We start from the raw sequence: 12,536 nt of genomic DNA, 5'->3' as shown, positions 1-12,536 counted from the left end.
GGCCGCCCCCGCGCGCGGGCCCCGGGTCCGCCCGGGGGCCGCCCGCGGTTCGCTACCCCCCCCCCTACGCCCCCCCCCCCCCCACGGCCACCCCCACGGGGGGGGACGACCGGTCGGTCGTCCCGCCCCTTCGTGGTGCCCGTGCGTCAGAGGCCGGGTTCCTTGGCGGCGGCCTTCGCCGCCTTGGCGGCCTTCTCGGCGCGCTCCTCGGCCTCCCACTCCTCGATCACGTTGATCGGCGGGGGCGCCTTGGCCAGGAAGACCCAGGTGAAGTACACCGCGAGCACCATCGGCGGCAGCTTCAGCGCGATCAGGACCCAGCCCAGCTGCGTCGCGTCGCCCCACCAGTACAGCGGGAAGAGGATCGCGTACTTGGCGAGGAAGATCAGGCCCCACGCCAGGCTGGCCTTGGTGTACGCCTTCTTGCGGCCGGGGTTGCGGGTGCGCCAGGACAGGTTCTCCTTGAAGACCGGCCCCAGCATCACGCCCAGCAGCGGGAAGCCGACCAGCGCCGAGATCGTGAAGGCCGCGCCCAGGCCGACGCCGTAGATCATGCCGGGCAGGTAGAAGCCCTTCGCGCTGCCCGTGAACAGGGCGAAGGCCACGCCGACGCCCACGCCGAAGACGCCGCTGAAGGCGTGCTTCACCGTGTCCTTGCGCAGCAGCCGCACGATCACCAGCAGGACCGCGACGGCGCCCGCCGCGATGGCGGACAGCTTCACGTCCTTGTTGATCGTGTAGATCATGACGAAGAGCAGCCCGGGGAGCATCGTCTCCACGGTGCCCCGGATGCCGCCGAAGGCGTCGAAGAGCGCCGCCTGCGTCACCGCCTTCTGGTCCTCGGAAGGGGCGTCGGAAGGCGCGGCGGAGGCGGCGGGGTCTGGGGTGGTCGGTTTGTCGAAAGACGTCACCGGTTACTGCTCCTGTCCGAGCGGTCGGAGTTCGTACTTCGGGTTGAAGAGCACCCGGCGGCCATGGGACATGGAAATGCGTCCGGAGGCGATCATGCGGCGGCCGGGCTCGATTCCCACGATCGAGCGACGGCCGAGCCAGACCACGTCGAGCGCGGCAGAGCCGTCGAACAGCTCCGCCTCCAGCGCGGGAACGCCGGCCCGGGGCCGCAGGGTGACCGTGCGCAGCGTCCCGGTCACCTTGACTATCTGGCGGTCGGAACAGTCGCAGATCCGCAGGCACCCCGCGGCCTCTGCGTCCTCCTGCAGCTCCGCCGAATGCAGCTCCTCCTGCGAGGTGGACAGCCGCTCTATCATCCGGCGGAACCGGCCCGCGGGCCGGAGCGGCTTCGCGGACTTCTCGGGACGCGGTTCAGCACTCATACAGGAAGCGTACCGGCGCCCCGGCTACCTCTCGAAGCGGTACCCCATGCCGGGCTCGGTGATGAAGTGGCGCGGGTGCGACGGGTCCGCCTCCAGTTTGCGGCGCAGTTGGGCCATGTAGACGCGCAGGTAGTTCGTCTCGGTGCCGTACGAGGGCCCCCAGACCTCCTGGAGGAGCTGCTTCTGGCTGACGAGCCTGCCGCCGTTGCGGACCAGCACCTCCAGCAGGTGCCACTCGGTGGGCGTGAGCCGGACGTCGCGTCCTTCCCGTACGGCCTTCTTGGCCGCCAGGTCCACCGTGAAGCCCGCCGTCTCCACGACCACCTCGTCCCCGCCGGCCCCGGCGGCGGGCTCGGCCCGGCGTACGGCGGCCCGCAACCGGGCCAGCAGCTCGTCCATGCCGAAGGGCTTGGTGACGTAGTCGTCGGCGCCGGCGTCCAGGGCCTCGACCTTCTCGTCGGAGCTGTGCCGGGCGGACAGGACCAGGATCGGCACCCGGGTCCAGCCGCGCAGGCCCCTGATCACCTCGACCCCGTCCATGTCGGGCAGGCCGAGGTCGAGGACGACCACGTCGGGGTGGCGGGCGGCCGCGAGCTCCAGCGCGCTCGCGCCGTCGACCGCGGCGTCCACCTCGTACTTGCGCGCCTTGAGGTTGATCACGAGGGCGCGCACGATCTGCGGCTCGTCTTCCACCACGAGCACCCGGGTCATCGGGGTCCTGCCTTCTGTCGTGTCCGGTCACGGTCGTCGCGACCGCGCTCCTGGTCTGCTTCGGGGGCGGGTTCGGCGCCGGTCTCGGGGCCGCTCTCGGGGCCGGTTTCGGGGCCGGTTTCGGGGCCGGGGCGAGGACGGGGTCCCCGTTCCCGGTCGCCGGGGGCATCCGGCCGGTCGGGGTCCTGCTCCACGCTCCGGCCCTCGCCGTCCACCGTGACGTGCGACGGTCCGCCGTCCCGGCCCGCGGCGCGCAGGGTGAGCACCATCGTGAGCCCGCCGCCCGGGGTGTCCTCGGCGGCCAGGGTGCCGTCCATGGCCTCGGCGAAGCCGCGGGCGACCGCGAGCCCGAGGCCCACGCCCGCCCCGCGGGGGGCGTCGCCGTGCCGCTGGAAGGGGGCGAAGATCCGGTCCTTGGCCTCGTCCGGCACGCCCGGCCCGCGGTCGACGACCCGTACCTCGACCCGGTCGCCGAGGAAGCTGGCCGCCACGAGCACCGGCTGGCCGGCCGGGCTGTACTTGACGGCGTTCTCCACCACGTTGGCCACGGTCCGCTCCAGCAGCCCCGGGTCCACCGCCACCATCGGCAGCGATTCGGGCACGTCCAGCAGGACGCTGTCCTCCGGTACGCCGCCCAGGGCCATCGGCACCACCTCGTCGAGGTCGATCTCGCGGATCAGCGGGGTGACGGTGCCGGTCTGGAGCCGGGACATGTCCAGCAGGTTGCCCACCAGGTGGTCGAGCCGGTCGGCGCCGGCCTCGATGCCCTCCAGCAGCTCGGCCCGGTCCTCCTCGGACCACTCCACGTCGTCGGAGCGCAGCGAGGTCACCGAGGCCTTGATGGAGGCCAGCGGCGTGCGCAGGTCGTGGCTGACGGCGGCCAGCAGCGCGGTCCGGATCCGGTTGCCCTCGGCCATCCGGCGGGCCTCCTCGGCCTCGCCGACCAGCCGCTGCCGGTCCAGCACCACGGCGGCCTGGGCGGCGAAGGCGCCGAGCACCCGGCGGTCCTCGGCGGGCAGCACCCGGCCGGACAGGGCCAGCGCCATGTGGTCCCCGATCGGCATGTCGACGTCGGCGTCCTCGGGGCGGGCGGCCGGCCGGGGGCCGACGCTTCCGGCCCGGTTCCACGGTTCGACGTCGCCGGCCCGCTCCAGCAGGGCCACGGACTCCATGGCGAAGGTCTCGCGCACCCGCTCCAGCAGTGCGTCCAGCCGGGTCTCGCCGCGCAGCACGCTGCCCGCGAGGAAGGAGAGGATCTCCGACTCGGCGCGCAGCCGCGCCGCCTGGTGGGTGCGCCGGGCGGCCAGGTCCACCACCGAGGCGACGGAGACGGCCACGCCGAAGAAGACGGCGATGGCCACGATGTTCTTGGGGTCGGAGACGGTGAACCGGTGCAGCGGCGGCGCGAAGAAGTAGTTCAGCAGCAGCGAGCCGACGGCGGCCGAGGCCAGCGCCGGCCAGAGTCCGCCGAGCAGGGCGGCGGCCACCGTCAGCGCCAGGAAGAGCAGCATGTCGTTGGCGAGCCCCGGATCCGCGTCCACGTGCGTCAGCAGGACGCAGAGCAGGACGGGGAAGATCACGCCGACGATCCAGCCGGCCACGATCCGCGGCCGGCCGAGCCGGGCCGCCGAGCGGACCACGGGCAGGCCGCGCCCCTTGGCGACCTCCTCGTGCGTGACGATGTGGACGTCGAGGTCGGGGCCCGAGTCCCGGGCCACGCTCGCGCCGACGCCGGGTCCGAAGACGTACTGCCAGGAACGGCGGCGGCTGGAGCCGAGCACGATCTGGGTGGCGTTGACCCCGCGGGCGAATTCCAGCAGGGCGTCGGGGATGTTGTCCCCGATCACGTGGTGAAACGTTCCGCCGAGGTCTTCGACCAGGGTCCGCTGGACCGCGAGCTCCTTCGGCGAGGCGGCGGTGAGCCCGTCGCTGCGGGCGATGTAGACGGCGAGGATCTCGCTGCCCGACCCCTTGGCCGCCACCCTGGAGGCCCGCCGGATCAGCGTGCGCCCCTCGGGGCCGCCGGTGAGGCCGACGACGATCCGCTCCCGCGCCTGCCAGGTCGAGCGGATGTCGTGCTCGCCCCGGTACTGCTGGAGGTACTCGTCGGCCCGGTCGGCCACCCACAGCAGGGCCAGCTCGCGCAGGGCCGTGAGGTTCCCGGGGCGGAAGTAGTTGGACAGGGCCGCGTCGACCTTGTCGGACTTGTATATGTTGCCGTGCGCCATCCGCCGGCGCAGGGCCTGGGGCGACATGTCGACGAGCTCGACCTGATCGGCCCGCCGGACCACCTCGTCCGGCACCGTCTCCCGCTGCCGGACCCCGGTGATCGACTCGACCACGTCCCCGAGCGACTCCAGGTGCTGGATGTTCACGGTGGTCACGACGTCGATGCCGGCCCGCAGCAGCTCCTCCACGTCCTGCCAGCGCTTGGCGTTGCGCGAGCCCGGCACGTTGGTGTGCGCCAGTTCGTCCACGAGCGCCACGGCGGGTGCGCGGGCGAGCAGCGCGTCCACGTCCATCTCGGTGAAGACGGCGCCGCGGTGCGCCAGCTCCCTGCGCTCGACCGCTTCGAGGCCGTGCAGCATGACCTCGGTGCGCGGCCGGCCGTGGTGCTCGACGAAGCCGACGACGACGTCCCCGCCCCGCTCGACCCTGCGGTGGCCCTCGGAGAGCATCGCGTAGGTCTTGCCGACGCCGGGCGCCGCGCCGAGATAGATCCTGAGCTTGCCGCGTCCCATGCGCCCATTCTCGGGGACGTCCGCGCGGTCCACGCACCGATGGGGGGCCGTACGCCCATCCCTGACGCATCCCTGACGCACCCGTGCCGCACCCGTGCCGCACCCGTCCGAGGCCCCGTGGACGGCGGAGAACGGCCGTGAACGGCGGTGGGCCCCACCCCCGAAGGAGTGGGGCCCACCGGCCGAAGGCCGTGCGCGCGTGCCCCGCTGCGAGCGCGGGGCCGCCGGGGTCAGCGGACCTCGGTGATCTCCGGGCCGCGCTCCAGCTGGCCCATGCCGCCGCCGAAGCGGGAGCCCTCCTGCTCCTCCGTCGTCGTCTGCACGCCGTCCGGCACCATCTGGGCGTCGTTCGGCAGCTTCAGGACGATCGGGTCGCGGGGGGCCATGGGACCGTCGCCGCGGACGACGACCGTGTCCCGGAAGATCTGCTCCAGTACGCCCGCCGACTCGGGGCGCACCGCGCCCTGGCCGGAGATGACGCCGCGCAGGAACCAGCGCGGGCCGTCGACGCCGACGAAGCGGACCAGCTGGGCGCCGGTCTGGCCGTCGGGCAGCGGTACGGGCACCTGCGCGCGCAGCTCCCAGCCCAGCGGGCCCTCGGCCTCGTCGATGATGCCGCCCTGCTGGGTGATGCCCGTGGCGATCTCGTCGCGGACCTCGCCCCAGATGCCTTCCTTCTTGGGCGCCGCGAAGGCCTGCAGCTGCACGGCGCTGTCGCCCAGCACCACGGTCGCGGCCACGATCGCGTCACCGGCGACCTCGACGCGCAGCTCCATGCCCTCGACACCGGGTACGAGGATGCCGCCCAGGTCGACGCGTCCGTCGGCCGGGTCGCCGAGCACCTCGGCCGCGTCCCAGGGACCGTCCGGCCGCGGGGCCGGCGGCAGGTTCATCCGGCGGGGCGCGGCGGCGCCGTCCTGGCCCTCCGCCTCGTCCCGCTCATCAGCGCCCGTGGCGTCGACGACCTGCTCGGCCGCGCCGCCGTCCTGGGCGGAGTCGTTCTTCTTGCGACGTCCGAACACGTCACTGTCCTTCCCGGTCGGTTACGACCGAAGCGTAGCCATTCCCACCCTGCTGACCAGCCCCGGATCCGGCCACGGCCGCATGACCGCCGGTGGAGCCGAAACCCCCCTCGGCCCGGGCCGAGCCGGGAAGTTCCGCGACCTCGTGGAAGCGCACCTTCTCGACCCGCTGGACAACCAGCTGGGCAATGCGGTCGAAACGCTCGAACCGCACGCTCTCGCGCGGGTCGAGATTGACCACGATCACCTTGATCTCCCCACGGTACCCGGCATCCACCGTCCCCGGGGCATTCACGAGCGCGAGCCCGCAGCGTGCGGCCAGGCCCGACCGCGGGTGCACGAACGCCGCGTACCCGTCGGGCAGGGCGATGGACACCCCGGTGGGCAGGACCGTCCGCTCTCCGGGCGCGAGCTCGGCGGCGGTGGTGGTCACCAGGTCGCAGCCGGCGTCGCCGGGGTGACCGTAGGCGGGGAGCGGCACCTCGGGGTCCACGCGCCGGATCAGCACGTCGACGTCATGGCGGGGCGCGCGGTCGTTCTGGGACATCAGGGGTTCACCTCGAAGGCGCGTGCGCGCCTGACCTGGTCCGGGTCGGCCATGGCCGCCTGGATCTCCTCGGGCCGTCCGTTGTCGATGAAGTGGTCGACCTTCACCTCGATGAACAGGGCGTCGGCGCGCACGGCGACCTGGCCCTGCGGGCCGCCTATCCGGCCGACGGCGGTGCAGTAGATCTTCCGCCCGGCGACCGCGGTGACCTCCGCCTCCAGGTGCAGCACGGTGCCCACCGGCACGGGCCGCACGAAGTCGGTCTCCAGCCGTCCCGTCACCGCGATGACGCGCAGCAGCCAGTTCAGGGAGCCGAGCGTCTCGTCGAGCGCCGTGGCCAGCACGCCGCCGTGGGCGAGGCCCGGAGCGCCCTGGTGGGCGGCCCGTACGGTGAACTCGGCGGTGATGCGCACGCCCTCGCCCGCGCGGGCCTCCAGGTGGAGGCCGTGCGGCTGGCCCTCGCCGCAGCCGAAGCAGTGCTCGTAGTGCGCACCGAGGAGCTCGCCGGGCGCCGGGGCGTCGGGGTGCCGGACCGGTGCGACGGCGTCGGCCGGGGGCGTCAGCGCTGTGTTTCGTCCACTCACAGCCGCAGACCTTACCCGCGCGGCTACCCGCCGGTCGCCTCGTGGCAGGCTTGGCCGCATGCAGCCCTCCCCCGCGCACCACGACGAACGCCTGACCGCCCCCCGCTCCTGGTGGGTCATCGCCGTACTGATCGGCCTGGCGTGCGCGCTGATGCTGCTGCCGCTGGGCTCGCTGCCGCTGCTGGCCGGCCTGGTCGGGGGCACGGCGCTGGCGGGGCTGGCCGTGAGCTCGTACGGCTCCGCGCGCGTGCGCGTGGTCAACGGCTCGCTGGCGGCCGGGGACGCGCGGATCCCGGTGGCGGCGCTCGGGGAGCCCGAGGTCCTGGACGCGGAGGAGTCGGCCGCCTGGCGCACGTACAAGGCCGACACCCGCGCCTTCATGTTCATGCGCAGCTACGTGCCGACCGCGGTGCGCGTCGAGGTGACCGACCCGGCGGACCCGACCCCGTACGTGTACGTCTCCACCCGGGAGCCGCAGGCGCTGGCCTCGGCGATCCGCGCGGCCAAGGGCTGACCGCTCCCCCGGACTCCGGGGGGCGGGCCGGGGCCTCAGTCCTCCCGGGCGGGGGGCTCCAGTGCGGCCCTGATGGCCTCGGGAAGGGGCTGGGCGGGGGACTCCAGGGGCGGGAGCTTCGCCAGGGTGTCCCACGGCACGGCGCGCGCACGCAGGTCCGTACGCACCTTCTCGGCGACTTTCCGGGTGTCGCGGCGGTTCATGACCGCTCCGACGGCCGCGCCGACCATGAACGGGATGAGGTTCGGCAGGTTGCGGACCATCCGCTTGGTGATCTGCTGGCGCAGCTCGCGCTTCATCTGGCCGCCGAGCGCGGCGTTGAGCGTGGTCGGCTTGGTCAGGTCGACCCCGCGCTCCTCGGTCCACGCGGTCAGGTAGGCGAAGCTGCGTTCCTTGAGGTTGCCGGGCGGCCGCTGGCCGTAGACCTCGTGGAGTTCGGCGAGGAGCTTCAGTTCGATCGCCGCGACGCAGGTGACCTCGGCGGTCAGTTCGGCGATCATGGCGGGCGGTACGGGCAGCATCGCGGCCGCTCCGACGCCCGCGCCGACGGTGGAGGTGGCGTTGGCGGCGCCCGAGATCAGCTTGTCCGCGAGCTGTTCGGGACCGAGGCCCGGGAACTGCGCGCGCAGCGTCGCGAGGTCCCGAACCGGAACGCGCGGTGCGTTCTCGATGATCCGGTCGGCGATGTACAGGGCGGCGCCCCTGACGCCTTCGCCGCCCTTGCGTACACCGTTCCTCACGGATTGCAGCCGACGAGCCCCGGACCGCTGCCGGGTTCCCTCGCCGGTCTCTGTGTCCGACGGCACCGCCACGGCGGTGTCGGCGGGCACGGCTGTCGCCTCAAGGGCGGAGCCGCCGGGAGCACCGGGACCCGTTTCCGGGCCCGTGATCGCCTCCTGCGTCTCCGCCGGTTCACCTGATTTCCGGAAGCGTCGCTTCCGGAACGGTGTGGAGCCAGCCACGGCCGTCGCCTCTCAGTCGCAGTCGCGGCAGATCGGCTGACCGTTCTTCTCACGTGCCAGCTGGCTGCGGTGGTGCACCAGGAAGCAGCTCATGCAGGTGAACTCGTCGGCCTGCTTGGGCAGGACCCGGACGGCCAGTTCCTCGTTGGAGAGGTCCGCGCCGGGCAGCTCCAGGCTCTCGGCCGAGTCGAACTCGTCCATGTCCGAAGCCGAGGACGACTTGTCGTTGCGCCGGGCCTTCAGCTCTTCAATGCTGTCGTTGTCGACGTCGTCGTCGGTCTTGCGTGGGGTGTCGTAGTCCGTTGCCATTGTTCGCTCTCCCCCTCTGGGTGTTAGCGGTGTCTCAGCGCACGTAACGCGCGAGAGGCCGGACTTGTGCCCGACCTGAGGCGGAGATTTTGCCTCACATCAAGGTCTGTTACTGAATCGACACCCAGCCGCCCACGTAGAGGTGCGATTGGCTGGGATGACGACCGGGACCGTACACGGTCCGGGGGCCGTCTTGCACAAACGCCACCCCGTGTATTTCCCGCCATCAGGGGGGCCGGAAACCCGGACGTCCCGGGCTTTCCGGCCGCCCCGGAGTCACTGAACGCACATGGGCGGACACCGGACCCTGTGATCGATCACACAAAGCCCGGCACCTGCACATGCCACGCATTCAGCTTTCAGCGAACACGGGGCGAGGCTCTCACAAGGGAAGAGTGACACGCATCACGAGGCCACCGCCTTCCCGGGGTACCGCTTGGATCCTTCCGCCGTGTGCGCGCGCCACGGAGCGCGCGATGGAGAGGCCGAGTCCGACCCCCTTGTCGCTGCCCGTTCGCTCCGTACGCAGCCGCCTGAACGGCTCGAACAGGTTGTCCACCTCGTACGCGGGAACCACGGGACCCGTGTTCGATACCAGGAGCACCGCCTGACCGTGCTGGGCCTCGGTCGTGACCTCGACCCAGCCGCCCTCCGGCACGTTGTACCGGACGGCGTTCTGCACCAGGTTCAGGGCGATCCGCTCCAGCAGCACGCCGTTGCCCTGGACCACCGCCAGGGCGCGCTCGCCGCGGATCTCCACGCCCTTCGCCTCGGCCTCCGCGCGGGCCTGGTCGAGGGCGCGCGAGGCCACCTCCGCCAGGTCCACGGGCTTGCGCTCGACGATCTGGTTCTCGCTCCGGGCCAGCAGCAGCAGGCCCTCGACCAGCTGCTCGCTGCGCTCGTTGGTGGCCAGCAGGGTCTTCCCGAGCTGCTGGAGCTCCACCGGGGCCCCCGGATCGGAGAGGTGTACCTCCAGCAGGGTCCGGTTGATCGCCAGCGGCGTGCGCAGCTCGTGCGAGGCGTTCGCCACGAAGCGCTGCTGCGCCGTGAAGGCCCGCTCCAGCCGGTCGAGCATCTCGTCGAAGGTGTCGGCGAGCTCCTTGAGCTCGTCGTCCGGCCCGTCCAGCTCGATCCGCCGGGTCAGGTCGGAACCGACCACCCGGCGGGCGGTACGGGTGATCTTGCCCAGCGGCGAGAGCACCCGGCCGGCCATCGCGTAGCCGAAGGCGAAGGCGATGATGCTCAGGCCCAGCAGGGCCATCAGCGACCGGCTCAGCAGGTCGTCCAGCGCGTGCCTGCGCTGTTCCAGGACGCACTGGTTGATGGCGGCGTTGAACTGGCTGTGGGTCTGCTCGATGCCCACCACGCCCGGGCACGTGTTGCTGGAGACCTTCACCTGCTCGCCGCCGACGATCTGGAACGGCAGGGCGTTGCCCTCCCGCAGGGCCTGGGCCGCCAGCAGGTAGATGATCGACAGCAGCAGGATGCCGGCGATCAGGAACATCCCGCCGTAGAGCAGCGTGAGGCGTATGCGGATGGTCGGCCGCAACCACGGGAAGGGACCCTCGGGCTGGCCGGGGTCCCAGGTCGGTTTCGGCGGCGCGGGCGGTGGCGCCGGACTGGCTGCCACGCGCATCAGATCCGGTATCCGGAACCGGGTACGGTCACGATGACCGGCGGCTCGCCCAGCTTGCGCCGCAGGGTCATGACCGTGACCCGCACGACGTTCGTGAAGGGGTCGGTGTTCTCGTCCCAGGCCTTCTCCAGCAGCTGCTCCGCGGAGACGACGGTCCCCTCGCTGCGCATGAGGACCTCCAGCACCGCGAACTCCTTCGGCGCCAGCTGCACCTCCCGGCCCTCGCGGAACACCTCGCGCCGGTTCGGGTCCAGCTTGATCCCGGCCCGCTCCAGCACGGGCGGCAGGGCGACGGTCGTACGCCGCCCGAGCGCCCGGACGCGGGCGGTCAGCTCGGTGAAGGCGAAGGGCTTGGGGAGGTAGTCGTCCGCCCCGAGCTCCAGTCCCTCCACGCGGTCGCTGACGTCGCCGGACGCCGTCAGCATCAGCACGCGGGTGGGCATGCCGAGCTCGACGATCTTCCGGCAGACGTCGTCGCCGTGCACGAGCGGGAGGTCCCGGTCGAGCACGACCACGTCGTAGTCGTTCACTCCGACGCGCTCAAGGGCGGCGGCGCCGTCGTACACGACGTCCACGGCCATGGCCTCCCGGCGCAGTCCGGTGGCCACCGCATCGGCGAGCAGCTGCTCGTCCTCGACGACGAGTACGCGCACGTCGTTTCCTTCCTCCGAGCCCAGAAGGGCACACGTGTGTTGCGTCGCCCATCCTGCCCGTTTCGGCCGTAAACCGGCTGTAAGGCGTCGGGTGCAGGGGGCACGGAGGGGCCGGCGGGACGGAAGTGAGGATTACCTGTCCTCCCGAGGTTTCTGCGCGTGCGGCGCCGGGGAGGACGTGAGCACACCCCAATCCACTCCCTGACGGCGCACTGCCACGTGCCGCCGCCGACCCACGAAGAGGGGGCGAACCATGGACGCATTCACCGCGGGTCTCCTGCAGCGCATCCGCACCACGCAGTCGGACCTCCGACAGGCCCGCGAAGCGGGCGACGACTTCCTGGCGGAAGTGGAACAGGCCGAGCTGGAGGACCTCCAGCGACTGGCCGCCGAGCACGGCGTCCCGGTCACCGCCGCCGAGCACGGGGTGCCGGTCACGGCCGCCGTGCCCGCCTGCTGAGCCCGCACTCCCGCCGGACACAGCGAACCCCGGCCGCCCTCGGGCGGCCGGGGTTCCGTCATGTCCCGGCCCGGGTGCCGCAGCCGAACGGCGCGGCCGGGAGTCAGTCGTGCCAGGCCCCGGCCTCGTCCAGGAGGGGCTGGAGCGAGGCGAAGACCGCCGGGGTCGCCGCCAGGGCCAGCTCCCCCGAGGCCGGCTTCCCCGGACGTCCGCCGGTCACCGCGCCCGCCTCCCGGGCGATCAGGTCCCCGGCCGCCAGGTCCCACGGGTTCAGCCCGCGCTCGTAGTAGCCGTCCAGCCGTCCGGCGGCCACGTCGCACAGGTCGACGGCGGCCGACCCGCCCCGCCGGATGTCCCGCACGAGGGGGATGATCCGCTGCCCGACCTTCGCCTGCTGGGCCCGCCGGGGCTGGAGGTACGCGAAGCCCGTCGCCACCAGCGCCTGGTCCAGCGGGGCCGCCGGCCGGCAGGCGAGCCGCCGCCCGCCCAGCCAGGCCCCGCCGCCGAGCAGCGCGTGGAACGTCTCCCCGCGCAGCGGCACCTCGACGACCCCGGCCACCGTCTCGCCCCGGTACTCGGCCGCGATCGAGACGCTCCAGGCGGGCAGCCCGTAGAGGTAGTTCACGGTGCCGTCCAGCGGGTCGACGACCCAGCGGACACCGCTCGTCCCCGCGACGTCGGCCCCCTCCTCGCCCAGCAGCCCGTCCTCGGGCCGCCGCTCCGCGAGGATGCCCGTGATCAGCTTCTCCGCCGCGATGTCCATCTCGGTGACCACGTCGATGGGGCTGCTCTTGGTCGCCGCCACCGCCAGATCGGCCGGTCTGCCGTCGCGGAGCAGTTCTCCCGCCCGCCGTGCGGCCTCCAGGCCCACGTCCAGCAGTTCGGCCTTCAGCTCTTCGGAGATCATGCGTCGCCCTCTCCAGTCCACGGTGCGTGATTGCGTACGGCTGCCGGCTCTCCTGACGGGTCCTACGCGTACGGGCTGTCGGCGCCCGCCGCCGCCGGCCGGGGTGCGCGCGCCGGGCAGCAGCCCACCGCGCACAAGTCGTGGCTCGCTCCCAGC

14 protein-coding genes are annotated in these 12,536 nt (G+C 72.7%); 2 read left to right on the top strand and 12 right to left on the bottom strand.

Annotated features, from left to right (window positions below):
- Positions 1 to 146 precede the first annotated feature (146 nt).
- The 7 genes from ACZ6S8_RS03090 to ACZ6S8_RS03060 form a co-directional block, all read right to left on the bottom strand.
- The gene (locus tag ACZ6S8_RS03090; protein ID WP_469451931.1) at positions 147 to 911 is read right to left on the bottom strand and encodes a DUF3159 domain-containing protein; all 765 of its coding nucleotides are present in this window, start codon (positions 909 to 911) and stop codon (positions 147 to 149) included.
- A gap of 3 nt (positions 912 to 914) precedes the next feature.
- A complete protein-coding gene (locus ACZ6S8_RS03085) occupies positions 915 to 1,334 on the bottom strand; it encodes an OB-fold nucleic acid binding domain-containing protein (RefSeq protein ID WP_469451930.1) in 420 nt (139 codons plus the stop codon).
- A 24-nt stretch (positions 1,335 to 1,358) separates the two neighbouring features.
- Positions 1,359 to 2,045, bottom strand: a complete 687-nt coding sequence (locus tag ACZ6S8_RS03080; protein WP_469451928.1) for a response regulator — start codon at positions 2,043 to 2,045, stop codon at positions 1,359 to 1,361.
- The gene (locus ACZ6S8_RS03075; protein ID WP_469451926.1) at positions 2,042 to 4,786 is read right to left on the bottom strand and encodes a DUF4118 domain-containing protein; all 2,745 of its coding nucleotides are present in this window, start codon (positions 4,784 to 4,786) and stop codon (positions 2,042 to 2,044) included. Before ACZ6S8_RS03075 ends, ACZ6S8_RS03080 begins: the two co-directional genes overlap by 4 nt.
- Positions 4,787 to 5,016: 230 nt before the next feature.
- A complete protein-coding gene (locus ACZ6S8_RS03070) occupies positions 5,017 to 5,808 on the bottom strand; it encodes a DUF3710 domain-containing protein (protein ID WP_469451924.1) in 792 nt (263 codons plus the stop codon).
- 1 nt (position 5,809) lies between these two features.
- The gene (dut, locus tag ACZ6S8_RS03065) at positions 5,810 to 6,355 is read right to left on the bottom strand and encodes a dUTP diphosphatase (protein WP_469451922.1); all 546 of its coding nucleotides are present in this window, start codon (positions 6,353 to 6,355) and stop codon (positions 5,810 to 5,812) included.
- The gene (locus ACZ6S8_RS03060; RefSeq protein WP_469451920.1) at positions 6,355 to 6,939 is read right to left on the bottom strand and encodes a PaaI family thioesterase; all 585 of its coding nucleotides are present in this window, start codon (positions 6,937 to 6,939) and stop codon (positions 6,355 to 6,357) included. The genes dut and ACZ6S8_RS03060 overlap by 1 nt, the downstream gene beginning before the upstream one ends.
- 58 nt (positions 6,940 to 6,997) lie before the next feature.
- Here ACZ6S8_RS03060 and ACZ6S8_RS03055 point away from each other — a divergent pair, with 58 nt between their 5' ends.
- Positions 6,998 to 7,453, top strand: a complete 456-nt coding sequence (locus ACZ6S8_RS03055) for a DUF3093 domain-containing protein (RefSeq protein ID WP_469451919.1) — start codon at positions 6,998 to 7,000, stop codon at positions 7,451 to 7,453.
- Positions 7,454 to 7,488: 35 nt separating this feature from the next.
- On the opposite strand, the gene ACZ6S8_RS03050 is transcribed toward ACZ6S8_RS03055, so the two are convergent.
- The 4 genes from ACZ6S8_RS03050 to ACZ6S8_RS03035 form a co-directional block, all read right to left on the bottom strand.
- Positions 7,489 to 8,415, bottom strand: coding sequence for a hypothetical protein (locus ACZ6S8_RS03050; protein ID WP_469451918.1), 927 nt, complete (start codon positions 8,413 to 8,415; stop codon positions 7,489 to 7,491).
- Positions 8,416 to 8,427: 12 nt separating this feature from the next.
- Complete coding sequence (locus ACZ6S8_RS03045) at positions 8,428 to 8,724, bottom strand: DUF4193 domain-containing protein (RefSeq protein ID WP_267723728.1); 297 nt, start codon at positions 8,722 to 8,724, stop codon at positions 8,428 to 8,430.
- 382 nt (positions 8,725 to 9,106) lie between these two features.
- Positions 9,107 to 10,354, bottom strand: coding sequence for a sensor histidine kinase (locus tag ACZ6S8_RS03040; protein WP_351279585.1), 1,248 nt, complete (start codon positions 10,352 to 10,354; stop codon positions 9,107 to 9,109).
- Between the two features lie 5 nt (positions 10,355 to 10,359).
- The gene (locus ACZ6S8_RS03035) at positions 10,360 to 11,013 is read right to left on the bottom strand and encodes a response regulator transcription factor (RefSeq protein WP_030036265.1); all 654 of its coding nucleotides are present in this window, start codon (positions 11,011 to 11,013) and stop codon (positions 10,360 to 10,362) included.
- Between the two features lie 253 nt (positions 11,014 to 11,266).
- On the opposite strand from ACZ6S8_RS03035, the gene ACZ6S8_RS03030 reads away from it, so the two are divergent.
- Complete coding sequence (locus tag ACZ6S8_RS03030) at positions 11,267 to 11,473, top strand: hypothetical protein (RefSeq protein WP_469451916.1); 207 nt, start codon at positions 11,267 to 11,269, stop codon at positions 11,471 to 11,473.
- A gap of 103 nt (positions 11,474 to 11,576) precedes the next feature.
- On the opposite strand, the gene ACZ6S8_RS03025 is transcribed toward ACZ6S8_RS03030, so the two are convergent.
- A complete protein-coding gene (locus ACZ6S8_RS03025) occupies positions 11,577 to 12,380 on the bottom strand; it encodes an inositol monophosphatase family protein (protein ID WP_469451914.1) in 804 nt (267 codons plus the stop codon).
- Positions 12,381 to 12,536: the final 156 nt, after the last annotated feature.

The sequence above is a fragment of the Streptomyces sp. NPDC048461 genome (genome assembly GCF_055587105.1).
The sequence above is the reverse complement of the archived record's forward strand: the minus strand, read 5'-3'. Positions and strand labels throughout refer to the sequence as shown.

Excerpts from the sequence above, each read along its gene's own strand:
- ACZ6S8_RS03085 (WP_469451930.1), bottom strand. The coding sequence starts at position 1,334 with ATGAGTGCTGAACCGCGTCCCGAGAAGTCCGCGAAGCCGCTCCGGCCC.
- ACZ6S8_RS03080 (WP_469451928.1), bottom strand. The coding sequence starts at position 2,045 with ATGACCCGGGTGCTCGTGGTGGAAGACGAGCCGCAGATCGTGCGCGCC.
- ACZ6S8_RS03075 (WP_469451926.1), bottom strand. The coding sequence starts at position 4,786 with ATGGGACGCGGCAAGCTCAGGATCTATCTCGGCGCGGCGCCCGGCGTC.
- dut (WP_469451922.1), bottom strand. The coding sequence starts at position 6,355 with ATGTCCCAGAACGACCGCGCGCCCCGCCATGACGTCGACGTGCTGATC.
- ACZ6S8_RS03055 (WP_469451919.1), top strand. The coding sequence starts at position 6,998 with ATGCAGCCCTCCCCCGCGCACCACGACGAACGCCTGACCGCCCCCCGC.
- ACZ6S8_RS03045 (WP_267723728.1), bottom strand. The coding sequence starts at position 8,724 with ATGGCAACGGACTACGACACCCCACGCAAGACCGACGACGACGTCGAC.
- ACZ6S8_RS03030 (WP_469451916.1), top strand. The coding sequence starts at position 11,267 with ATGGACGCATTCACCGCGGGTCTCCTGCAGCGCATCCGCACCACGCAG.
- ACZ6S8_RS03025 (WP_469451914.1), bottom strand. The coding sequence starts at position 12,380 with ATGATCTCCGAAGAGCTGAAGGCCGAACTGCTGGACGTGGGCCTGGAG.